The 23525-nt window shown below is 67.7% G+C and carries 19 protein-coding genes; 6 read left to right on the forward strand and 13 right to left on the reverse strand.

Annotated features, from left to right (window positions below; translation table 11 throughout):
* Nucleotides 1-34: 34 nt before the first annotated feature.
* Entirely contained in the window at nucleotides 35-892 is an 858-nt protein-coding gene (gene panB / locus ABZS43_RS16260; RefSeq protein WP_355036688.1) for a 3-methyl-2-oxobutanoate hydroxymethyltransferase, read from the reverse strand.
* 268 nt (nucleotides 893-1160) lie between these two features.
* On the opposite strand from panB, the gene ABZS43_RS16265 reads away from it, so the two are divergent.
* From ABZS43_RS16265 to ABZS43_RS16275, 3 genes are all read left to right on the forward strand, one after another.
* Entirely contained in the window at nucleotides 1161-2690 is a 1530-nt protein-coding gene (locus ABZS43_RS16265) for an alpha/beta hydrolase (protein ID WP_355036689.1), read from the forward strand.
* A gap of 155 nt (nucleotides 2691-2845) precedes the next feature.
* Nucleotides 2846-4186, forward strand: a complete 1341-nt coding sequence (locus ABZS43_RS16270; RefSeq protein ID WP_355036690.1) for a glutamine synthetase family protein — start codon at nucleotides 2846-2848, stop codon at nucleotides 4184-4186.
* 89 nt (nucleotides 4187-4275) lie between these two features.
* Nucleotides 4276-7287: a bifunctional [glutamine synthetase] adenylyltransferase/[glutamine synthetase]-adenylyl-L-tyrosine phosphorylase gene (locus ABZS43_RS16275; RefSeq protein WP_355036691.1), complete on the forward strand. Its 3012-nt coding sequence runs from the start codon at nucleotides 4276-4278 to the stop codon at nucleotides 7285-7287.
* Between the two features lie 10 nt (nucleotides 7288-7297).
* On the opposite strand, the gene ABZS43_RS16280 is transcribed toward ABZS43_RS16275, so the two are convergent.
* Together ABZS43_RS16280 and ABZS43_RS16285 are read right to left on the reverse strand one after the other, a co-directional pair.
* Nucleotides 7298-8833, reverse strand: a complete 1536-nt coding sequence (locus ABZS43_RS16280) for an MFS transporter (RefSeq protein ID WP_355036692.1) — start codon at nucleotides 8831-8833, stop codon at nucleotides 7298-7300.
* 54 nt (nucleotides 8834-8887) lie between these two features.
* A complete protein-coding gene (locus tag ABZS43_RS16285; RefSeq protein ID WP_355036693.1) occupies nucleotides 8888-9544 on the reverse strand; it encodes a 2OG-Fe dioxygenase family protein in 657 nt (218 codons plus the stop codon).
* A 622-nt stretch (nucleotides 9545-10166) separates the two neighbouring features.
* Here ABZS43_RS16285 and ABZS43_RS16290 point away from each other — a divergent pair.
* Nucleotides 10167-11117 (forward strand): endonuclease/exonuclease/phosphatase family protein, encoded by a 951-nt coding sequence (locus tag ABZS43_RS16290; protein ID WP_355036694.1) that lies wholly within the window; start codon nucleotides 10167-10169, stop codon nucleotides 11115-11117.
* A 148-nt stretch (nucleotides 11118-11265) separates the two neighbouring features.
* Nucleotides 11266-12756 (forward strand): metallopeptidase, encoded by a 1491-nt coding sequence (locus ABZS43_RS16295; protein WP_355036695.1) that lies wholly within the window; start codon nucleotides 11266-11268, stop codon nucleotides 12754-12756.
* 31 nt (nucleotides 12757-12787) lie between these two features.
* Here the strand turns inward: ABZS43_RS16295 and ABZS43_RS16300 are convergent, their stop codons facing one another.
* The 9 genes from ABZS43_RS16300 to glnA all read right to left on the reverse strand — a co-directional run bounded on the left by ABZS43_RS16300 (nucleotide 12788) and on the right by glnA (nucleotide 22015).
* A complete protein-coding gene (locus ABZS43_RS16300; protein ID WP_355036696.1) occupies nucleotides 12788-13246 on the reverse strand; it encodes a 6,7-dimethyl-8-ribityllumazine synthase in 459 nt (152 codons plus the stop codon).
* A gap of 9 nt (nucleotides 13247-13255) precedes the next feature.
* Nucleotides 13256-14095 (reverse strand): lysophospholipase, encoded by an 840-nt coding sequence (locus ABZS43_RS16305; RefSeq protein ID WP_355036697.1) that lies wholly within the window; start codon nucleotides 14093-14095, stop codon nucleotides 13256-13258.
* A gap of 24 nt (nucleotides 14096-14119) precedes the next feature.
* Nucleotides 14120-15514, reverse strand: a complete 1395-nt coding sequence (locus ABZS43_RS16310) for a M20/M25/M40 family metallo-hydrolase (protein WP_355036698.1) — start codon at nucleotides 15512-15514, stop codon at nucleotides 14120-14122.
* The gene (locus ABZS43_RS16315; protein WP_355036699.1) at nucleotides 15511-17175 is read right to left on the reverse strand and encodes a CocE/NonD family hydrolase; all 1665 of its coding nucleotides are present in this window, start codon (nucleotides 17173-17175) and stop codon (nucleotides 15511-15513) included. Before ABZS43_RS16315 ends, ABZS43_RS16310 begins: the two co-directional genes overlap by 4 nt.
* 127 nt (nucleotides 17176-17302) lie before the next feature.
* Entirely contained in the window at nucleotides 17303-18154 is an 852-nt protein-coding gene (locus ABZS43_RS16320; RefSeq protein WP_355036700.1) for a hypothetical protein, read from the reverse strand.
* A gap of 176 nt (nucleotides 18155-18330) precedes the next feature.
* The gene (locus tag ABZS43_RS16325; protein WP_355036701.1) at nucleotides 18331-19071 is read right to left on the reverse strand and encodes an MspA family porin; all 741 of its coding nucleotides are present in this window, start codon (nucleotides 19069-19071) and stop codon (nucleotides 18331-18333) included.
* A 194-nt stretch (nucleotides 19072-19265) separates the two neighbouring features.
* The gene (locus tag ABZS43_RS16330; RefSeq protein WP_355036702.1) at nucleotides 19266-20111 is read right to left on the reverse strand and encodes a hypothetical protein; all 846 of its coding nucleotides are present in this window, start codon (nucleotides 20109-20111) and stop codon (nucleotides 19266-19268) included.
* A gap of 167 nt (nucleotides 20112-20278) precedes the next feature.
* Nucleotides 20279-20407, reverse strand: coding sequence for a hypothetical protein (locus ABZS43_RS16335; protein WP_355036703.1), 129 nt, complete (start codon nucleotides 20405-20407; stop codon nucleotides 20279-20281).
* 171 nt (nucleotides 20408-20578) lie between these two features.
* On the reverse strand, nucleotides 20579-22015 hold the full coding sequence (gene glnA, locus ABZS43_RS16340) for a type I glutamate--ammonia ligase (RefSeq protein WP_355036704.1): 1437 nt from the start codon (nucleotides 22013-22015) through the stop codon (nucleotides 20579-20581).
* A 252-nt stretch (nucleotides 22016-22267) separates the two neighbouring features.
* On the opposite strand from glnA, the gene ABZS43_RS16345 reads away from it, so the two are divergent.
* Entirely contained in the window at nucleotides 22268-22720 is a 453-nt protein-coding gene (locus tag ABZS43_RS16345; RefSeq protein ID WP_355036705.1) for an RDD family protein, read from the forward strand.
* An 18-nt stretch (nucleotides 22721-22738) separates the two neighbouring features.
* On the opposite strand, the gene ABZS43_RS16350 is transcribed toward ABZS43_RS16345, so the two are convergent.
* Nucleotides 22739-23482 (reverse strand): DUF4191 domain-containing protein, encoded by a 744-nt coding sequence (locus tag ABZS43_RS16350; protein ID WP_355036706.1) that lies wholly within the window; start codon nucleotides 23480-23482, stop codon nucleotides 22739-22741.
* Between the last annotated feature and the right edge of the window lie 43 nt (nucleotides 23483-23525).

The raw sequence follows: 23525 nt of genomic DNA on the forward strand, positions 1-23525 counted from the left end.
CGTCGGCGGGAGGTAGCTGTCCGGGCGGGTGGGATCAGAAGCTGTGTTCGGGACCGGGGAACACGCCGCGTCGCACCTCGTCGGCGTATGTCGCCGCGGCGGTACGCAATTGGTCGCCGATATCGCCGAAGCGCTTGACGAATTTCGCGGTCTTGCCGCTGGTGTATCCGGCCATGTCCTGCCAGACCAGCACCTGGGCATCGCATTCCGCGCCCGCGCCGATGCCGACGGTCGGAATGGTCAGCTTGCGGGTGACCTGCCCGGCGAGCTCGGCGGGAACCATCTCCATCACCACCGAGAACGCGCCTGCCTCCTGGACGGCGATGGCGTCGGCGATGAGTTGTTCGGCGCCGTCGCCGCGGCCCTGCACCCGGAAACCGCCGAGACTGTTGACGCTCTGCGGGGTGAAGCCGATATGCGCCATCACCGGGATACCGGCCGCGCTGATCAGGGCTATCTGTTCGGCGACACGCTCACCACCCTCCAGCTTGACCGCCTGCGCCTGCCCCTCCTTCATGAACCGGGTCGCGGTCGCGAGGGCCTGCTGTGGGGAGGTCTCGTAGGTGCCGAACGGCAGGTCGGCGACGACGAGCGCATTCGGCGCGCCGCGCACGACACCGCGAACCAGGGGGATCAGCTCGTCCACCGTGATGGGCACGGTGGTGTCATAGCCGTACACAACGTTCGCGGCGGAATCGCCGACGAGCAGGACCGGTATCCCGGCTTCTTCGAACAGTCGGGCGGAGGAGTAGTCGTAGGCCGTCAGCATGGCCCAGCGCTCGCCCTCGGCCTTCATCTGCTGGAGGTGGGGCACTCGCGTCTTACGCTTGGCCCTCTTCGGCTCGGCGGGAGTAGCGCCGTAGGCAGGGGTTTCCGAATCGGATACGGACATCGTCGTCCCTTTCGCTCCGTGTCGCCTCGAGGCCCATTTCGGGTCCCCGGGTCTTCTGACAGCTCAAGTGTGCCACCACCCCGCCCCGGCCGATAAGGCCGGTCGGCGGTGCAATTGGTCACACGGTGGACCGCTGGTCGCGCGGTGGCGTGCGCGCCGTCCACGTGCACCGCGATCGTGGGCGGCGGACCCGGTGGGCGGGCGCGAGGTGATCGGCGCGGTGGTGGTCGCGGGGGGAAGGCGTGCGCCGCCTGGCAGGATCATCGGTATGGGTCGGGTGCGGAGCGGGCGTGGTGTGCTGGTGGCGGCGGTGCTCGTGCTGGCCGCGGCGGGGTGCGGTGTCACGGCCGAGCAGGAGTCCGCGCCCCCGACCCCCGCCGGTTTGGATCGGTACTACACGCAGTCGCCGCAGTGGGGGACATGTGACGGATTCGGCGATCCAGAGGACCGACTCCCGCCGAGCGCCGAATGCGTGAAGATCACCGTGCCCGTCGACTACGCCCGCCCCGGCGGCGACACCGCCCAGATCGCGCTGTCGCGAATTCCGGCCTCGGGGAAGAAGATCGGTTCGCTGCTGCTGAATCCGGGCGGGCCGGGTGGTTCCGGACTATCGATGGTTGGTATCGCCGGGCGCAGTGAGCTGTCCGAGCATTTCGACAGGGTCGGGTTCGATCCACGCGGGGTGGGCTCCTCGACCCCGACCATCGTCTGTCTCACCGCGCCGGAGGCCGACGCGGAGCGGGCGGACCCGCCGGAGGACAACTCCGCGGCGGGTATCGCGGACGTCGAGGCCGAGAACAAGACGTACGCGGACAAATGCGCCGCGCGGACCGGCGCGGAATTCCTCGCCCATGTCGGCACCCGCGAGGTGGTGCAGGACATGGACGTGATCCGGGCCGTACTCGGCGACCGCGGGTTGAACTACCTCGGTTACTCCTACGGCACCAAACTCGGTTCGGCCTACGCCGAGAGATTCCCGGATCGGGTACGCGCGCTCGTCCTCGACGGCGCGGTCGACTCCGCGCAGGATCCGGTCCAGGAATCGCTGCGGCAGGCCGCGGGTTTCCAGGGCGTGTTCGACGCCTACAGCGTGCAGTGCGCGACCAAGCCCGACTGCCCGCTCGGCATCGATCCCGCGCAGTCGGTCGCGCGTTTCCGCGCGTTGGTCGACCCGTTGTGGACCACCCCCGCCGCGACCACCGATCCGCGCGGGCTGACCTACGACGACGCGATGACCGGCGTGCGGCAGGCCCTCTACACCGACGAACTGTGGCAGGTCCTCACCTTCGGGCTGGACGAACTGCGTCAGGGCCGCGGCGACACCCTGCTGCAGTTGGCCGATATGTACAACGGTCGTCGCGAGGACGGCACCTATCGCAATACCGATGACGCCTTCAACGCCATCCGCTGCGTCGATGACCCGCGCATCGCCGATCCCGCGGTCGCGGGCCGCCAGGACATGGAATATCGCAAGGCCGCGCCGTTCATCGACGACGGTCGCGGCACCGGCGCGGCCCCACTGGATCTCTGCGTGTCATGGCCGGTTCCCAATACGAGCGAGCCGCATCGGATATCGGTGACGGGTCTGCCGAAAACCGTGGTCGTCTCCACGACCGACGATCCGGCCACGCCGTATCAGGCCGGTGTCGACCTGGCCCAGCAACTGGGGGCGGCCTTGATCACCTATCGCGGAAATCGGCATACCGCCGCTCTCGTCGCGGGCGACGATTGTCTCGACGACGCTGTCATCGCCTACCTCGTCGACCTCACCGAACCCGCGCCGGGACTCACCTGCTGACTCGTTCGGACGGGCCGTGTCCAACCCGCGTCATACCTCACATTCGTGACAGTTCGGTCGCGAACTTCATTCCGGATAGCCGCTCAGCTACCGACATCGCAAACCTGAGCGTGTATGTAACACGGATTTAACGCCAGGTCTTTACTCTCGCGGACATGGATCGCCAGAAGGAATTCGTGCTGCGGACGCTCGAAGAGCGGGATATCCGCTTCGTGCGTCTCTGGTTCACCGATGTTTTGGGTTATCTGAAGTCCGTCGCGATCGCGCCCGCCGAACTGGAAGGCGCGTTCGAGGAAGGTATCGGATTCGACGGCTCGGCCATCGAGGGCTTCGCCCGCGTGTCGGAGGCCGATATGGTCGCCAGGCCGGATCCGTCCACCTTCCAGGTGCTGCCGTGGGCCAGCAGCAAGGGGCATCAGCATTCGGCCCGCATGTTCTGCGACATCACCATGCCGGACGGCTCGCCGTCCTGGGCCGACCCGCGCCACGTGCTGCGCAGGCAGCTGAACAAGGCGGGCGACGTCGGCTTCAGCTGCTACGTGCATCCCGAGATCGAGTTCTTCCTCATCGAGAACGGTCCGCAGGACGGCTCGGATCCGCGTCCGGCCGATTCTGGTGGATTCTTCGACCAGGCCGTGCACGATTCGGCCCCCAACTTCCGCCGTCACGCCATCGACGCGCTGGAATCGATGGGTATCTCGGTCGAGTTCAGCCACCACGAGGGCGCGCCGGGGCAGCAGGAGATCGACCTGCGCTACGCCGACGCGCTGTCCATGGCCGACAACGTGATGACCTTCCGCTACCTGATCAAGGAAGTGGCCATCGACGAGGGCGTGCGCGCGACGTTCATGCCCAAACCGTTCGCCGCCTACCCGGGTTCGGCCATGCACACCCATATGAGCCTGTTCGAGGGTGAGGCCAACGCCTTCCACGACCCGGACGACCCGATCAACCTGTCGAGTACCGCCAGGGCCTTCATCGCGGGCATCCTCGAGCACGCGCCGGAGATCAGCGCGATCACCAACCAGTGGGTGAACTCCTACAAGCGCCTGATCCACGGCGGCGAGGCGCCCACCGCGGCGTCCTGGGGCCGGTCCAACCGGTCCGCGCTGGTGCGCGTCCCCATGTACACGCCGAACAAATCGTCGTCGCGGCGCGTCGAGATCCGCAGCCCGGATTCCGCATGCAATCCGTACCTGACCTTCGCGATCCTGCTCGCGGCGGGTCTGCGCGGTATCGAGAAGGGGTACACGCTGCCGCCGGAGGCCGAGGACGACGTGTGGTCGCTGACGTCGGCGGAACGGCGTGCGATGGGCTTCCGCGAGCTCCCCGGCACCCTCGACGAGGCGCTGCAGGCGATGGAACGCTCGGAACTGGTCGCCGAAACCCTCGGCGAGCACGTCTTCGACTTCTTCCTGCGCAACAAGCGCCGGGAGTGGGCCGATTACCGCAGCCAGGTCACCCCGTATGAGCTCAAGGAATATCTCGGGCTCTAGATCGAAGAGATCACACCGCAACCTGCGCTCGGCCTGCCTTCGGCACGGCCGAGCGCCTTTCCTCACCCCGGGCCATGTAATTTAGGACTATGGTCCGGCCACCGTCTGCCCGCTCCGCTGTTCCAGGTGTCGGTCGGCTCGGATTACTCGAGCCGACGGCCAATGATTCGCTACGCGAATTGGCCTGGGACAACGTCGAAAGTATCCCCGTGTTGTGGGCGTTGTCGCGCGCGCCCGACGCCGATCTGGCGCTGAACACCTTGATGAAACTGCGGGAGCAGCTCGGAACCGAGTGGGCGGCACTCGATTCCGCGGTGCGCACCGATACCTCGTTGCGCGGCAGGCTCTTCGCGCTGATCGGCTCCTCCAGTGCCTTCGCCGACCACCTGGTGGCCGACGCGACCTCCTGGCAGCTGCTGAAGCAGGCGTCCCTGCCGGATCGCGAGGAAATGCTCGCCGATCTGCTCGACGTGGTGAAGGCCGTGCCCGAAGCGGGACCGCACGCCGGGCCGATGCTGTTCCGGGCGCAGATCGCCGGGCCCGAGGCGGTGGCGCTGCTGCGCAGGCGCTACCGCGATCAGTTGATGCTGCTCGCCGCGCTCGATCTGGCGGCCACTGTGGAGAACGAACCGGTACTGCCCTACCAGGTGGTCGGGCGGCAGCTGACCGACCTCGCCGACGCCGCGCTCACCGCCGCCCTCTCGGTCGCGGTGGCCCGCGTGTGCAAGGAGGGGCCGTGTCAGGTCCGTCTTGCGGTCATCGCCATGGGTAAATGCGGCGCCAAGGAACTGAACTACGTCAGCGATGTCGACGTGGTCTTCGTCGCCGAACCCGCGGATCCCACCGCCACCCGGTTGGCCGCCGAGATGATGAGCGTGGGCAGCCAGGCCTTCTTCGAGGTCGACGCGGCGTTGCGGCCGGAGGGCAAGGCGGGCGCGCTGGTGCGCACGCTGGAATCGCATCTCGCGTACTACAAGCGGTGGGCCCGCACCTGGGAATTCCAGGCGCTGTTGAAGAACCGTCCGATGACCGGCGATCTCGAACTCGGGCAACAGTATCGGGACGCGTTGATGCCGATGGTGTGGGCCGCCTCGGAACGGCCCGATTTCGTCCCCGACGTGCAGGCCATGCGCCGCCGCGTGGAGGATCTCGTTCCCGAGGATCTGCGCGAGCGCGAACTCAAACTCGGGCACGGCAGTCTGCGCGATGTCGAATTCGCGGTCCAGCTCCTGCAATTGGTGCACGGCAGGGTGGACGACACCCTGCACGTCCAGGGCACCGTCGAGGCGTTGACGGCCCTGGCCGCGGGCGGTTACGTCGGCCGCGACGACGCGGCGAATCTGACCGCGTCCTACGAATTCCTGCGCCTGCTCGAACATCGCCTGCAATTGCAGCGCCTCAAGCGGACCCACACCTTGCCCGCCGCCGACGACGAGGAGGGGATGCGCTGGCTGGCCCGCGCGGCGCATATCCGTCCGGACGGCAGGCAAGACGCGGTCGGCGTGCTGTCCGCCGAAATCCGCCGCAATGCCGTGCGGGTGCGGCGATTACACGCGAAACTCTTCTACCGCCCGTTGCTGGAATCGGTGGCGAAACTGGATTCGGACGCGTTGCGGCTGAGCCCGGACGCGGCGATCCGGCAGCTGGCCGCTCTCGGCTACGCGGCGCCGGAGAACGCGCTCGGACATCTGAAGGCCCTCACCGGCGGGGTTTCGCGCAAGGGCAGGATCCAGGCGCTGCTGTTGCCGACTCTGCTCGAATGGCTCGGTGACACACCGAATCCCGATGCCGGGCTGCTGGCCTACCGTCGCGTGTCGGAAGGTTTGGACGACCAGATCTGGTTCCTGCGCGAACTGCGTGACGAGGGCGCGATCGCGCAGCGGCTGATGATAGTGCTCGGCTCCTCGGAATATCTGCCGGACCTGCTCATCAACGCGCCCGACATCATTCGCATGTATGCCGACGGGCCGGTCGGGCCGCTGCTGCTCAGCCCCAAGCAGGAGGACGTCTCGCGCGGCATCCTCACCGCCGCCGCCCGCTACGAGGACCCCTGGCGCGCGGTGGCCGCGGCCCGTTCGCTGCGACGGCACGAATTGGCCAGGGTGGCCTCGGCCGATCTGCTCGGCATGCTCGCCGTCCCGCAGGTGTGCCGCGCTCTGTCCTCGGTATGGGTCGCGGTGCTGGAAGCCTCACTCATGGCGGTGATCCGGGCCGACGAGGCCGAGACAGGAGATCCGGCGCCCGCCGATATCGCGGTGATCGGAATGGGCAGGCTCGGCGGACTCGAACTCGGCTACGGTTCCGACGCCGACGTGCTGTTCGTCTGCGATCCGCGTCCAGGCGTCGATGAGACCAAAGCCGTGAAGTGGTCGATCTCGGTGGCCGACCGGGTGCAGAAACTACTCGGCGCCCCCAGCACGGACCCGCCGCTGCACGTGGACGCCGGACTGCGCCCCGAGGGCCGCAACGGCGCGCTCGTGCGCACACTCGCCGCCTACGCCGCCTACTACCAGCAGTGGGCCCAGCCGTGGGAGGTGCAGGCGCTGCTGCGCGCCCACCAGGTCGCGGGCGATCAGGAACTCGGTGTGCGTTTCCTGCACGTCATCGACAAGGTGCGCTATCCGGCAGGCGGCGTGTCCGCCGAATCGGTGCGCGAGATCCGGCGTATCAAGGCGCGGGTGGACGCCGAACGGCTGCCGCGCGGCGCGAATCCGGCGACGCACACCAAACTCGGTCGCGGCGGCCTCGCCGATATCGAATGGACGGTGCAACTGCTGCAATTGCGCCACGCTCACGAAATCGAGGAGCTGCACAACACTTCGACGCTGCAATCGCTGGATGTCATCGAGCAGAAGAAATTGCTGGACGCCTCGGATGTGGCACTGTTGCGCGACGCCTGGCTGACAGCGACCAAGGCGCGTAACGCGTTGGTCCTGGTGCGCGGCAAGCCCGCCGATCAGCTCCCCGGCCCTGGTCGACTGCTCTCGGCGGTCGCGCGCGTCGCGGGATGGCCGAACGACGACGGCAGCGAATTCCTCGACAACTACATGCGCGTGACGCGGCGCGCGAAAGCGGTGGTCGAGCGCGTATTCGGCACGTAGGCGTCGAGCGTTACCGCTGACGCTCTTCGCGACGGGGCATCAGCAGAAACGCCGCCACCGCCACGACAAGCGGCAGGAGCGTGACTGTCAGCATGGTGAGCCGCAATGCGTCCGCGAAGTCCTGCCCGAGGTGCAGTCCGGACGCGTGCCGGATCAGGTTCGGATCGAATCCGCCGCTGCCAGGGCTGAGCGCCAGGCTACTGCGCACGGCGTCCACCGTCTGCTCGGCTTCGGTCGCGGACAGTCCGCGCGAGCCGGCATCCGCCAGCCACTCCCGCCTGAAGAAGATCCGGAGCAGCAGCAGGTAGATGGTGGGCCCGAACGCGTAACCGGTCATTCCGAAGGCCAACTGCGCGGAAGCCACCGCACCGGAATGCCCGGCCGGAGCCTCGGACAGGACCGTCTCGGACACCGAGGCGGAGGTGACCAGCGAGCCCAGGTTGCACAGCCAAATAGCCAGCACCAGCAACCAGAGCGCCATCGTTGGGCTGACCGTGCCCGCCATCAGTAGCCCGCTCACCGCCAGCACCGCCAGGCCGGTGACCATCACCGGTCTCGGGCTGTACTTCCCGATCAGGCGCCCGGCCAGGATCACCGCACCGGCGATCAGCAGAGTGCCCGGCAGGTACAACAGGCCGATGGACTGGGGCGACAGCGAGAGCACCACGCTGCCGAACTGCCCGAGGGCGATACCGAGCCCGGCGACAAGGAAGTTCAACGTGAGGGTCGCCGCGATGGCCACGCTGAACGCGCGGCTGCGGAACAACGCCAGATCCAGGGCGGGTTCGTCGGTCCGGCGTTCATGGCGAACGAAAACCACGGCGGCCACCACACTGATCGCCAGCGGAAGTACAGTCTCGGGCCGAGAGACGCCGTTCTGCGCCGCCGCGAGGCCGATGACGAGGGCAAGCAGAGCCATTCCGACCAGGATGACGCCGACCACGTCGAGCCTGCCGCGCTGTTGGACGGGAGCCTCCGGGACGTACCGGGACGTCAACCATAGCGAGGCAAGGGATAGCAGCGGGGCGACCAGGAACAGGACCCGCCAGCTGACCGCCGCTACCGCCCAGCCCGTCAACGCCGGGGTCACCCCGCACAGGACCATTTCGACGGCCATGAACGCGCCGATCGCCGCCGGCCTCTTCTCCTGCGGCACCGATGTCTTCAGCAGAGCCAGCGGCACACCCAGCAGCGCCGTCATCCCGAGTCCGTCCAGCAGGCGCATCACGAGCAGGAAGCCGTAGCCGGGCGAGAGCATGGAGAGCAGGTTGACCACCGTGACGACGACCAGCCCCGACATCAGCAGGCGCTTGAGCCCGAAGGCGTCGCCGAGATTGCCCGCGGCGAGTACGGCGGCGGCCATCACCAGCGTCGCCGCTCCACCCAGCAATCCGACGAACTGCGCGGGAACGTGCAGGGCCCGGCTCACCTCGGGCAGGTTCAGACTGAGCACCAGAGGGTCGATGACGGTGACTGTGAAAGCGATGGCGAGCGCGATGATGGTGGGCGTTGTCTTCGCGTCGCCGCGGGACCGAACCGCAGGCACCGTGCACCTCCTGTCCCGTCCGCGTCGGATGAGATCGGCCGCCCCCGGTTGTCGTCAGCCCGGTGCGAACGTCACCACCAGGACATCGCGATAGGCGGGTCGGCTCCGATTCACCGGGCGTATCGCAGACACACTGTGCAGGGTGCGGCGGTCGTCCCCCAGCAGCAGTGCTCCCGGTTCGCTGAGCGTGATCGCCAGCAACCTTCTTCCGTCCGGATCGAAGACCGAGCTTTTACCGCCGACAGCGTTGCGCCTGCCGACCAGAAGTGACGACACCAGGGTGACGCCGTCGCGGTGCCTACCCTCCGGTGTGGGCAGTCCGTGCGTGTCCGCCGAGGCGATGACGCGGAAAGGATGCACCTTCGCGATCCACACCGCCGGGTCGTCCAGTGCCGTCGCCAACTGTCCGAGCAGGCGAAGCGCCGCCAGGAAAACAGGGTCGGCGACGAAGGAATCGGTCAGGGGCTCGAGGGTGCGGTCCACGCCGACATAGAGCGGGTTGCTGTTCTCCGGCTGCACGAAGGTGGCTTGCGGCAGCGGCTTGATCCGCCCCGTCGCCGGGGTGCAGGAGAACCGCCCGTACCGGCGCAGCCTGCACGTTCCCTGGTCGGCGGCGTAACTGTCCGTGCTGAGCGCGTCCCAGTGGGTACGGAAGCGGTCCCACGCATCGTGTTCAACACCGAGACGCGCTGTCGTGACGGGCGCGGGCATGAGATGAGCGCCACGGGTGACCAGGGCCTTTCGGGCGGCCTCAAGCGACCGGTCCGGGTTCGGAGCTTCCGGAGACGCAGAAGGTTTCGGGGCCGCCCGCGAGCCGTAGGTCGTTCTGTTCATGGATGGCCCGCCTTCCTCTGTCGTGTGCCGCGCGACTACCCCGAGGGGCGAGGAAAAACGGGAGCCGAACCGATCCGTGCCGTCGTCCACGCCGCATGGGGCGCCTTCGCGGGTCGTGACTCTCGAGTGTGCGGATGGACCGGCCGTCCCCGCGCACCGCCTCGGCGAGCCCATCGTACCTCGGCGACCTCGTTCGGCGGCTGTGCGAGCTGCCCCATCGTGCGGGCCGGTGGGCTGATCGCCATCGATGAGCACGCAGGTTCGGGAAAAGGGCAGTTTCGCGGCGCGACTGGCCGACTTCTGGGACGCGTGGATTCGCGTCGAACAATGGCATTTCGCGGAGCGCCCCTACGCCGACCGACTGGTGCGCCGAAGGCACGGCGGAATGAGATTTCGCCGGGACCGCGCGTCCGCTCGTGAACACCCCCCGGCGGCGTCTGCACACAACCTTCACAGACGCCATAGTTCGTCTCCACCTACCCCGCCTAGAGTGCATCGCATGGTGCGTAAATGGATGAACCGGGCACTGCTCGGTCTGGGGTGGGGCGCCCTCGTCACGGGAATCGCCGGAATAGTGCTCTATTTCGGCGCGGGAAGCGGACGACAGCTTCCGGTGCTGCTGGCGTCCGGGGCCTCGTATCTGATGCTCGGCGCGCTCGTCGCGTTGACCATATTCCTGCTCGCCCGCGGCTGGCGCAGTGCCGCCGCGGCGGGAATCGTCGTGGTGGGCGTGCTCTGGACGCAGGTGCCGATCTTCGTGGCCGACAGCCGGGCGGCGAGCGGGCCGGTCGTCACGGTCATGCAATCGAATCTGCTCTTCGGCGGCGCGGATGTGACCGAGGTGGTGCGGACCGTCCGCGCCCAGCGGGTCGATCTGCTCACCATCGACGAGTTGACGCAGGAAGCGGCCGACCGGTTGTCGGCGGCAGGGGTGGCCGAATACCTGCCGTACCAATACACACAGCCGCGCGGCGGGGGCGGCGGCACCGGCATCTACAGCCGATATCCGTTGCGGGACACCAGGAAATACGACGGTTTCCTCCTCGACAATCTGGCCGCGACCATGGATCATCCGCAGCGTGGCCCGGTCGCGGTCTTCGCTTTCCATCCGGTGCCGCCCACGGTGGATTTCCACTCGTGGAGCACCGAGATGCACCGGATACGCGAAATCCTCGACGCGCAGACCGGTCCGGCGCTGGTCGGCGCGGATTTCAACGCGACCCGCGATCACGCGGTATTCCGTGACCTGTTGCGCGGCCGTTTCGCCTCGGCCGCGGAACTGGCGGGCGCGGGTCGCTTGCCCACCTATCCGGCCGACCGCACATGGGGCCCGATCATCGGCATCGATCACATCCTGGTGGCCGACGGCACGGCCGAGGAGATGTGGGCGCTGACCATCCCCGGTTCGGATCATCGGGCCGTGCTCGCCCGTACCCGCCTGGACGCGTAGCGCATCGGAACGGTTTCGCCGGCCGGTTGTGCTGCGCGTGGCGTGATTTCTGCGATTACCATGTGAACGCTCGACCGGTGGGGGCGCGGATCCACCGGCGGGGCCCGGCGAACGTGCGGCCCCGCAAAGGATTTCGGGGAGGTACCTGATGAGGTTTGCGCGACTGCGCCTCGGGGTGATCGCGGCTCTCGTCGCGTTCGGCACGGCGCTGACGGCCTGCGATGCCGTTACCGTCACGACCGATGGCGCCGCGACCGACAATGGCGCGACCGACAATGGGGCGACCGACAATGCCCCGGCCACCGGCACGGAGAATCCGTGGGAGCTCGCTGGCGCCGCCACCGGCACCGGATCCAGTGGTGCGCGCCCCGGCGTCGCGGACGCGCCGCTGACGGCGGAGAACGGGGACGGTGGCCCGATCGACCGGCTGTCGCTCAACGCGATCGCCGATATCGAGGAGTACTGGAAAGCGGAGTACGCCAAAACCTTTCCCGGCGTCTTCACGCCGGTGAGTCGCTACATCTCCTGGGATGCGAAGGCGCCGAAGGAGCAGTCGATCCAGTTCTGCCGATCCGACACCTACCAACTCGTCAACGCCGCCTATTGCTCGGGGGATCACACCATCGGCTGGGATCGCGGGGTGCTGCTGCCGCAGGTGCAGGAGAAATACGGCGCGATGGCGGTGGTGATGGTGCTCGCGCACGAATACGGTCACGCCATACAGGGCCAGGCCAAGATCGCGGGCCTGCTCACTCCGGTGCTGGTGCAGGAACAGCAGGCCGACTGCCTGGCCGGGGTATTCCTGCGCCATGTGGCCGAGGGCGATGCGAAACATTTCACGATGAATATGACCGACGGATTGGACGGCGTGCTCGGCGCCACCGTCGCCATTCGCGACACCGACCCGAGTAATCCGAAGAATGTGCACGGGTCGGCCTTCGAGCGGGTGACGGCGGTGCAACTCGGCTACAACGACGGCGCGGCGGCCTGTAAGAAGATCGACCGCAAGGAGATCAAGAACCGGCGTGGCACCCTGCCGACCACCTTCGAGATCGCGGACGAGGAACAGCAGCAGTTGCCCGTCGACGTGGCAGCGCTGACCAGCGTGAGCGAAGCGCTCGCCCGGAACTTCCCGGTGCGGAAGGCCCCACGGTTCGACTACTCGGGTGTGGTGAAGAACTGCCCGAAGGTCACCGCCACCGCGCCGGTGTCCTACTGCCCGACCGCGAACACGATCGGCACCGATGTGCCCGCGCTGGCCGAGCGGGGTGAGGCCACCGGCGAGGACGAGATTCTGTCGGACACGGTGGCGGGCGATTACAACGCCTTCATCGTCTTCGTGTCGCGCTACATGCTCGCCGTGCAACAGGATCGCGGATTGACGCTGACCGGAGCCGAAACCGCTGGCCTGCGCACGGCGTGCCTGAGCGGCGCTTTCACCACAGCGTTGAGCGAGCCGAACAGTGACCCGCGGCTGTCGGCCAAGGATCTCGACGAGGCGGTCTCCGGTCTGCTCTCGGACGGACTCGCCGCCGCCGACGTCGACGGCAAGATCGTCACGAGCGGGTATCAGCGCCTCGAGGCGTTCCGAACGGGCGTGCTGGACGGCGAGCAGACCTGCCTGACGAAATTCGCCTGACCGCCGCCCCGGCGCGCACCGAGTCCCGCGGTCAGGCGGGCAGCGTCCGCAACGAGTTGAGCGTGGTCGCGAGCGCGCGGGCGGCTTCCGCGCCCTTGGTGACGAAATGCTCGGTGAAGTAGGTGACGTGTTCGCTGTGCTCGTGGAAATGATGCGGGGTGAGCACCACGGAGAACACCGGAACGTCGGTGTCGAGCTGGACGCGCATGAGTCCGTCGATCACGGCGGAGGCGACGAAATCGTGCCGGTAGATGCCGCCGTCCACGACCAGCGCGGCGGCCACGACGGCCGAGTACTTCCCGCTCGAGGCGAGCCGTTTGGCGTGCAGCGGGATCTCGAAGGCGCCGGGTACCTCGAAGACGTCGATGGTGTCGGGGTCGAAGCCGAGATCGGTCAATTCGGCCGTGAAGCCCTCGAGCGCCTTACCGACGATCGAGCTGTGCCACATGGCGCGAATAAAGGCGACCGACCCGGTGGATGTGGTTCCCATGCCGGGATTCTACTGCTGGGTAATGTGGCTCTCCAGCCATCCGGCCACGTCGGTCAGAACCCTGTCCTGTTCGGGCTCGTTGAATACCTCGTGGTAGAGGCCCTCGTATCGGATGACCGTCAGATCCTTCGAGCCCGCGCCCCGCTCCACCAGATCCGAACTCGACGGCGCAGCCAAGACATCGGCCGTGCCGTGCAGCACCAGCAGCGGCTGGGTGAGCGTGCCTAGCCGCTGTTTGACCAGATCGGTGGCGCGCAGGATTTCCGCACCCGTGCGCGCGGGCACCTTGCCCCGATACACCAGCGGATCGCTGTCGTAGGCGCTGACCACCGCGGGATCGCGGCTGATCATCGCCGAATCCAGCGTGAGCACACCGAGGTTCGGCGTCAACGCGCTCAGTACCGGCGCGAACAGTCGCTGCAGCGCATTGCCGACCGGAATATCCAATGGCGGGGCCGACAGCACGATCCCCGTGATATCCAGGGGCGCGCGCGTCGCCAGATAGAGCGTGACCAGACTGCCCATCGAATGGCCGAGCAGGAAGGTCGGCACCCCCGGGTGTTCGCGGACCGCGACCTCGAGCATCCCCTCGACATTGTCCGCGGCGCTGTCCATCGAGCCGATATTCGCTTTGCCGCCCGCGGATTTCCCGTGCCCGACATGGTCGAGCGCGTAGACGGCGAAACCGGCCTCGGCCAGTCGGGCGCCGACGTGGGCGTAGCGGCCCGCGTGTTCGGCGATGCCGTGCACGAGCACGATCACCGCGCGCGTCGCCGTGTCGGGAAGCCAGGCGCGCCAGGCGATCCGGCTGCCACGTGCGTCGAAAACGCCTTCTTCGGTGCGGGTCACCCGTGCTCCTTCCGGTTGCGTCGACTATTCGGGCCGTGCCGCGAGCGCGTCGATCAGCCGCCTGTTGAACTCGATCAGCCGAGCGTAGTTCACCCGGGAGATCCGCTCGTCGGTTCCGTGGATTGTCGCCAGGTCCGCGCCGGTGAGCACGATCGGCGCGAAGTTGCAGCGGGTCCCGGCCAGATCGTCGTAATGCCTGGAGTCGGTCGCGCCTGGCACCAGGCCGGTGGTGACCGCGACACCCGGCACGATCGCCTCGGCGATCGCGGCGATCACATCGAAGGCGGGGCCGGGGGAGGTGCCGCCCGACGGTTCCGATGACATACCGACGAGTTCGATGTCGACGCCGGCGTCGCGCACCACCCTGCGGCAGTGTTCGAGCACCGTGGTCACCGAATCACCGGGCAGGATACGGAAATTGACGAGTGCCTCGGCGTGCTGCGGAAGTACGTTCGCCTTCACGCCACCGCGAATGACGGTGGGCGCGGTGGTAGTGCGGACCATCGCCTCGGTCTGCGGGCTGATCGCCATGATGCGGGTGATGAGCGGCGCGACCGCACGCACCGAGGCCAAGCCGAGCAGGCGTCGCCGTGCCTCGGGCATGGCGTGGCGCAATCGCGACAGCATGTCGATCGCACCGGGGGTGAGTCGCAGCGGCATCGGATGATCCTGGACGCGCGCCACCGCGCGGGCGATCCGGCCCACCGCGGTCTGCTTACCCGGCATCGATGAATGCCCGCCCACTTCCCGCACCGAGAGCCGGACGGTGGCGTAACCCTTCTCGCCCAGCATGATCGATGCCACCGGGCGGTCCACGCCGTCGGCGACGCCCTCGGTGATCACACCGCCTTCGTCCAACAGCAGATCCGCGCGCACCCCGGCCGCACGCAGCCGTCGCGCCATCCGGACCGCGCCTTCGTCGCCGAACACTTCCTCGTCATGCCCGAAGGCCAGGTAGACGGTGTGCTCGGGACGCACGCCATCGGCCAGCGCCGATTCCACCGCCTCCAGGATCGCGACGAGCCTGCTCTTGTCGTCGATAGCGCCGCGACCCCAGATGTAGTCCGCGTCCACCACGCCGTCGAACGGCGGATGGGTCCAGCCCGGTTCGTCACCGACCGGCACCACGTCCTGGTGGGCCAGCAGGATCGCCGACACCCGCTCGGGCTCCCGGCCCGCCCAGCGGTAGAGCCTGCTACGACCGAAGGTCTCCAGTTCTAGTTCGGCGTGCGTCAGCGGGAAGGACTGTTCCAGATGCGCGGCCAGCCGCGCGAACTCGGCGTCGGGGGTTTCGGACTGCTCATCGGTGGAGATCGTGACGCAGCGCAGCGCCCGCGCGAGACGCTCGGCCACCACGTCATCGACCGGGGTGGACACCGCCACGCCACGGATCGTCGCATTCCGCGCCGCGGGACTCATCGCGGGCTCGTCTCGTTCGGCAGCTTCATATGCACCACCGCATTGTTCATCACCTCCGGCGCGATCGTGGTGGTCTTCTCCACGCGCCACTTCGCGTGGGCCTCGCTGCCCCCGCCGGTGAGGTCGGGTACGCGCGGCTCCACGAGCAGGGGAATATCGACCCGTCCGGACCGGACGGTCACCGTCGCGTTGGACGGTGCGTGCGTCCACACGTCGTCGACGACATCGGTGATCCGCACCCCGAGCCGATGCCCCGCGGCCAGCGGCCAGTCCTGGGCCAGCATCCTGACCTCGGTGGTCTCGGCGACCGGTGCGATGCCGCGGGTGATGATCGTGGCGCGCCCGCCGGGTTCCACGTCGTAGAGTTCGACCGCCGCCGTGGCCGACGCGGGACCGTCCAGCCGCAGCGAGGCGGTGGGAACGCCGGACAGTTGGGTGACCCGCTCGAACGGCTGCGAGATCGACCAGAGTTCCCGATCGGGACCGGGCACGTAACCGCGGTCGGTGTAGACCCCGGCGCGCAGTTCTGCCGGATACACGCGGGAATCCACCGGCGGCCACGCGGTTTCGGATCGCCACCCGCCGTCGAACTGTCCGACGGTGACGCGCGGACCCGGCACCGTCACATCCCGCCCGGCCACATGCCGGTCCAGGAACGCCATCATCTCGGCGTCGAACTGCGGTGTGCCGCACTTGAATCGGCAGTCACTGTGTCCCCACTGCCCGAACCAGGCCCGATGCTCACCCGCGCCCTGGGCCTGCCACAACTCGAACACCCGATCGGGGCGGGTGTTGGCATCGAGAAACCCCTGGCCGAGGAATAGCGGAATGGTGTTGCCGCGCGTCGCCGCCACCAGGTCGCGGGCCACCCACTGCGGATTCCGGTCGTCGTGATCGCCGGTGAGCGCCAGATACCGCTCACCGCACTCCTGTGTCATCTGCACGGCATTGGCCTGGTACTCGGGGGAGTCGTCGGGGCGGCCCGGCGTCGACGCGATCGCCAGATGTTCCATGCCGACCTGATCCGCCGGTCGAATACCGCCCTCGGTCACCGGTTTGCCGGAGAACTTCCACGACACACCCCGCATGTACAGGTACGAGTACGGGTCGACCACCGGTTCGAACGCGAGCACCGCGGCCAGCCCGCGCGGCCGTGCGGCCAGCCCGAGCAGTCCGGTCCACGCCTCGTAGGAGACCCCGACCATGCCCACCCGCCCGGTCGACCACGGCTGACTCGCCGCCCACTCCACCGCGGTCGTCACATCCGAACGTTCGCCCGGACCGCCGTAATCCGGGCAGCCGTTGGATCCGCCGAAGCCACGCAGATCGACGATGACATAGGTGTAGCCGGCCCGCAGTGCCAGATCGACGGGCAGGTAGTCGGTGGACGGTCCTCCACTCGCGCGCGGCGCGGAGATATAGGCCGTATGCGACCGGTACGGGCTGACGGTCAGGATCACCGGAGTCTTGGCGTCCTCGGGGAGTCCCGCCGGGCGCAGGACATCCGCGTGCAATCGTGTCCCGTCCGGCGCGGTGAGGTAGTGCTGCTCATACCGATGGGGTGTCACCACGGGTTCGGCCCCCGAATCCGCCGTGCCGACCGGAGCCGCCACCCCCAGTGTCAACACCAGCCCCACCAACACCCGCACAATCGCCGACACCGAGTTCACCCCTGGACTATGTCGGTCCGACCGGATCGCGTCCAGCCCCGGAACCTGGGGTCGGATCAGGTCGGCATGCGTCGATCCTCGACGATTCGCGTACTGATGGCCATGACCGGTGCGCGGCTCAGCCGACGAGTCGAGCGCCGTCGGGTACGTACATCCCGCGCACGTCGAATACCGCCAGGTGGGCGGTGGGGGCTTCGCAGGTGCGCGGCGCGTCGGCCGCAGTATTCGCCACGGCATGTAGTTCGGCGGCGCTGATCCTCAGCGTTACGACGTCATCGGGGCAGGCACGCACGGGAAACGCGTACCGCCGCAGGTCCGCGGGACCATATTCGCTCAGCAGCCGCGACGTCCCCTCCACCGTCGTCCGCATTGCCGCCGAATCGACTGCCGCCGCGCTCAATTCGTCGACGAGGGCAGTGCGCTGCGCCGGTTCGGTCACCTCGCGCGGCTCGAAAGCCGTTGCCGTGGGGGAGAGTTCGACCTTCCCGACCAGCTCGGCCGGACCATCGCGATCGACGGGCGCACCGCCCACCGTCGTCACCCCGTCGATATCGGCCCGCCGCACCTTGTACACCACGAACGGCGTATACGCGCGAACGCATTCGGGCCGGTCGACGCCGCCGAGGAGCGCCGCCACCACATCGGTGCCCATCCGCCGCAACTCGGCCTCGACCGGGGCCCGGCATCCGGTACCGGTCACCATGGCGAGATAGGTGTAGGTACCCAGATCGGTGAACAGTTCGGGATGGGCCACCACCTGCGGCACCGGATACGACCGATCCTCGCGCGTGGCGAACCATCCGGTGAAGGACCGCGCCGCGGCCTCGCTGTCGATGACGGCGGCGAACGGCGGCCCGTAGAACCCTGACGCGTCGAACTCGATCACCTGCGCGTCCAACGTCTGCGGCCGCGGTTCGGCACCTGTGTGACAGGCGCTCAGCGCGATCAGTCCCGCGACCACACCCGGCAAGACACGCCTCGCACTCCCCATATCCGCTCTATGTCCGCTCGCCCCTTCGGCGTTAACCGGCAGGCTCGGTGGCGCACGAACGCGCGCGTCTCCGGCCTGCGCCGCCGCGGGGTCGCCGAGGCACTCGACCATATCGCCACCAGGGTTCTCGCTGCGGTGAAGCTCCGGAATCGGTCCTACAGCGAGGTGGGGTCGCCGAACACCGCTCCGCTGTCGTCGACTTCGGGAGATCTGGCATACAGGTAGGTGAACTGTCTGATGGTCACCGGGCCGAGGCAGTCGTCGACCTTGATGTGGTAGTCGCGGGTCACGATCTGCACGGTCTTGCCTGGGATGAGTTCCTTGCCCTCGCCGATCGCGATATCTTGCACATCGCCGGGTTTGAGGTTGAGCGCCAATATCGGACCCGGGTCCACGGTGACGTGCGGTTTCACCCCCTGCCGTTCCTGTACCTGCCCGGACTCCTGCGTCTGCGCCTGCCCCGACTGCCGCGTCTGCGACTGTACCGACTCCCCCGTACTCGACTGTTCCGTCGTGCGCGACTGCGACTGCTCCGTCGTGCGCGACTGCGCCTGCTCCGTCGCGTAGTTCTGCTGCGGCCCTTCGACTCCGGCTTCGAGGGTGGGCTCGGCGCCGACCGATCCGCTGTCGATCTTGACCGCACAGCCGACGGCATAACCGGTCTTCAGCACGCCGCCGGCCGGCCCGTCGACCCGGCCGTAGGCGACATTGCTGACCAGGGCTTCTTGGGTGGTCCCGATCATGTTCAACGGCGCGATGCGTTGGATGGCTTCGTCGCGGACGCCGACTGTGAAGCTGCCGAACATCGAGCTGAAGGTCTTCTCGTGTGGTGGAAGGGTGGCGATATCCGCGTGCGCAGCTGACGCGGGCAGCACGGCAAGCGCTGAGGCGGTCAAGCTCAGTTTCCGGATAATTCGCAACATGATTGCCGACTGTAGTTAGTATTCAGCTACTTCTCGGTCCTGACACGCTGCCGCCCCGTCGGCATCAGCCGCCGGTCTCCACATCATCCAGCCGGGCGACCGCGGCGATGCCCTCCTGGCCGCCCGTCGCACCTGGAACACCACGAAAGCGACGCGCACCCTGCTCGTCAGCCCGCCGACGGCGGATCGAGCGGTGCGTTCCAGCCTTGCGCCGCACCCACGCCCGCGCCGATCACCGCGCCCGCGACGATGGCCGGGACGGTGATGAACGTGGCGACCATGGTCGCGCCGACGACCGGCCCCACGACCAGGCCCGTGGGCAGGAACGGGATGCCGAGGACGAACCCGCCCACACCGCCGACGAGTGCGCCCACCGCCATGGCGACGGGAGCGATCACCACGCCGCCGACGACCGCGCCGATCGCGGCGTCACCGATCATCCGCGCGGCGACCTCGTCGGAGCGCGCCTGCTCCACGCCGGAGCTGTCGAGCACGTCGGACAGCGCGTCCTCGACTTCCGCCGCGCCCGCGTTGATCTGTGCCGCCTGTTCCGGCGCCACGACGCTCGGACGGTCGAGTGCGACGCTGCCGATCCGGATCCGGTTCGCCTGGGGCGGCACGCCCGGCTCCGGATCGGCGACCGGCGCGGCGGCGGGCACAGGATCGCTCGACTCGTCCCAGGTGGGCGGTGCGAGGGAGGGGGCCGCGAGCGTCAGGCCCAGTGCCTCGGTGACGATCCGGGCGGGGGCCTCGACCGGCGAGTTCGGATGTCCGGCATCGGTCGGTGGAACGCCGAAAGCGATGGTGTCGAGTAGGCCCGCGCCGGAACCCATCGCCTCCGAGAGAGTGAGGGTGATGGGGAGCTGTCCGACCGGCGCGATCATCGGCTGGTTGTCGGCGAGGGCGGGCGTGGTCCCGGCCACCGCCGCGCAGACGGCGCCGCTCAGCAGGACGATGGCGGGGCGCAGGGCGGAGGAACGGTGTGAAGCGACGGGCTTGCCGTGTGTGCCCATGGGCTACCTCCTTCCGGAGTAAGGATCTCCGACTTGATTCGAAGCCGCGCGGCGCGCGGATGGGTAGCGACCGGCGTGTCCCGCCGGATCGGCGGGCGGACTCCTCTGCCGGGTCGTTCGGGCCACTTGTGACAACGCGGTGACATGCCAACCGGGGCAGCGAGAATTCATATCCTGACGATGATGTAATGCCCTGCGGTCTCTTGGAACTCGACGGCGGCGCTGATTGCCGTGTCATCGAATGTGGTGGTGCCGTTGGGAATGACGACCAACTTGTCGTCTTCCGCTCTTCCCATCGGCAAACGGTAGCGCGGCCAGATCCTGGTGACGTCCCTTGGCCGGGTATAGACGAGTCCACCCGCCGCGTGATCGCGCCTGTGATCACGCGGCGGGTGGACTCGATACCGCCTATTGCGTATGAACTGCGTACGAACCGGGCCAAGTAGACCTATTCGTGCAGGTCAGACTTACACGTCGAAGTAGAGCTCGAACTCGAGCGGGTGCGGACGCAGGTTGACCGGGGCGATTTCCTGGGTGCGCTTGATGTCGATCCAGGTCTCGATCAGGTCGGGGGTGAAGACGTTGCCTTCGGTCAGGTAGTCGTGATCCTGCTCGAGGCGGTCGATGACCGTGGCCAGGCTGGTGGGGGCCTGCGGGATGTTCTTGGCCTCCTCCGGCGGGAGCTCGTAGAGGTCCTTGTCGACCGGAGCCAGCGGCTCGATCTTCTTCTTGATGCCGTCCAGGCCCGCCATCATCATGGCGGCGAAGGCCAGGTACGGGTTGCCCGAGGAGTCCGGCGCGCGGAACTCGATGCGCTTGGCCTTCGGGTTGTTGCCGGTGACCGGGATGCGGACCGCGGCGGAGCGGTTGCGCTGCGAGTACACCAGGTTGATCGGGGCCTCGTAGCCCGGGACCAGACGGTGGTAGGAGTTCACGGTCGGGTTGGTGAACGCCAGCAGCGACGGGGCGTGGTGCAGGATGCCGCCGATGTAGTGACGCGCCAGATCCGACAGGCCGCCGTAGCCGGCCTCGTCGTGGAACAGCGGCTTGCCGTCCTTCCACAGCGACTGGTGCACGTGCATACCCGAGCCGTTGTCACCGAAGAGGGGCTTCGGCATGAAGGTGACGGTCTTGCCCTCGGTCCACGCGGTGTTCTTCACGATGTACTTGAACAGCTGCAGGTCGTCGGCCGCGCCGAGCAGGGTGTTGAACTTGTAGTTGATCTCGGCCTGACCGGCGGTGCCGACCTCGTGGTGGCCGCGCTCGAGCTCGAAGCCCGCGTTCTGCAGGTTGGTCGAGATCTTGTCGCGCAGGTCGACGTAGTGGTCGTACGGCGCGACGGGGAAGTAACCGCCCTTGTTGCGAACCTTGTAACCACGGTTCGGGGTGCCGTCCGGGTTGGTCTTGGCGCCGGTGTTCCAGGAGCCCGAGACCGACTCGATCTCGTAGAAGGCGCCGTTCATGGTCGAGTCGTAGCGGATCGAGTCGAAGATGTAGAACTCGGCCTCGGCGCCGAAGTACGCGGTGTCGGCGATACCGGTCGAACGCAGGTACTCCTCCGCCTTGCGCGCGATGTTGCGCGGGTCGCGGGAGTAGGCCTCGCGGGTGAACGGGTCGTGCACGAAGAAGTTGAGGTTCAGCGTCTTGGCGGCGCGGAACGGGTCGAGGCGCGCGGTGCTGAAGTCGGGCAGCAGCAGCATGTCCGACTCGTCGATGGACTGGAAGCCACGAACGGAGGAGCCGTCGAACGCTAGCCCTTCCTCGGCGAGGTCAGCGGTGAAGGCCTTCCCCGGGATCGAGAAGTGCTGCTGCACACCCGGAAGATCACTGAAGCGGATATCGACATACTCGACCTCCTGCTCCTTGATGTACTGGATGACCTCGTCGGCCGTGCTGAACGTCACTTGTTCTCCTTACGGATCGGTTCCCAGCCAGTGTCGATTGCATGGGTTCGTCGCGTCCAGACGCTATGGACGCGGTGTTTCCCAGCAATCAAGGCTGTGTTTCGCCAGTGTTACACGTGCGGCTGGCAGGGTGTGGATGGTCACCCCGGCTCGCCCTGCATCGTAATCCTGCCATTCGTTCCCCGCCCGGTGACGTTGAACTCCCCTTATGCGGTGCGAGCCCGACGGTCGCCGCCACCTACCCTGGAGGTCATGTCGCGCATCACCGGTAGCTGGCTTTCCGGACCATCGGCCGAGTCCGGCGACTCGGCTACACCCGAGTTTCCCGGCGAACATCTCGGTCTGCCGAAGTCGGGCGCGGGGTCGATAGCGGGGCAGGCGCGCCGCATCGGCGCCATGTTCGTCGACTGGTTGATGGCGGTCGGAATATCGCTGTTGATCCTGCGTCATGTGAACGCGAACCTGCCGCTGCTGATCTGGTTCGTGGTCGGCATCGCGGCGGTGACACTGTTCGGTTTCACGCCCGGACAGTATTTTCTCCGGTTACGCGTCATCCGGGTCGACGCCGCCGCGCCCGTCGGATTCGTCCGGGCGCTGGCGCGGCAGGTGCTGTTGATCTTCGTGGTTCCGGCGCTGTTCACCGACGCCGATGGGCGGGGTATGCACGACCGCGCGACCGGGACCGCGGTCGTCAACGCGCGGTAGGAGCCGGTCGCGGGTGCGTCAGCGCCTGCGGATCGTGCGCTGCACCCCGCGCATCTTGGCGCCCGCCGGCATCGGACCCTTCGGCATCGCGGGCCCGCCGCGCGCACCGAGTGCGGCCAGCCTGCCCTCGATCTGGTCGATGCGCTTGACGTCGATATTGCGCGGCAGTTTGGTGAGGTAGCGCTGTAGTTCCTTGAGCGGCACCTGACCTTCGTCGTTGCCGATGATCACGTCGTAGATGGGGGTGTCGCCGACCAGTCGCGCGGTCTTCTTCTTCTCCTGCGCCAGCAGCGACTTGAGCCGATTCGGGGAGCCCTCGCCGACGAAGACGACGCCAGGCAGCCCGATCACCCGGTGCACGGCATCCAGCTGGGTGGTCGCGGCGATGCCGTTGTTGACCCGCCATTTGCCCTGCAGGTTGTCCAGCACCCACGCCGCCGCGCCCGCCTGGCCCTCGGCCTTGGCGTAGACGTTCCTCTGCACCCGGCGGCCGAAAATGATGAAGGCGGCCAGTACGCCGAGCAGGATGCCCAGCGGCAGCAGGAACAACAGCAACCCGAAGATCAGACCGATCACCAGGAACACCACGATGATGCCGACGAGCGCGCCGATCATCAGGGGCAGCAGCAGCTTGTCTTCTTTGCGCTGCATCTGGAATGCCTGCCACAGCTGCTGACGCCGCTGTTTCGACGCCGCCTTGCGCGCCGCCTTCGCCGCGGCTTTCGCTTCCTTGGACTGCGTGCCGCCCTTACCTACTGCCATGGCTCCCAGGATAGTGGCAGCGTAGGGGCCGGTCGGCGGCGGG

The organism is Nocardia sp. NPDC005366 (assembly GCF_040606855.1).
GTDB lineage: Bacteria > Actinomycetota > Actinomycetes > Mycobacteriales > Mycobacteriaceae > Nocardia.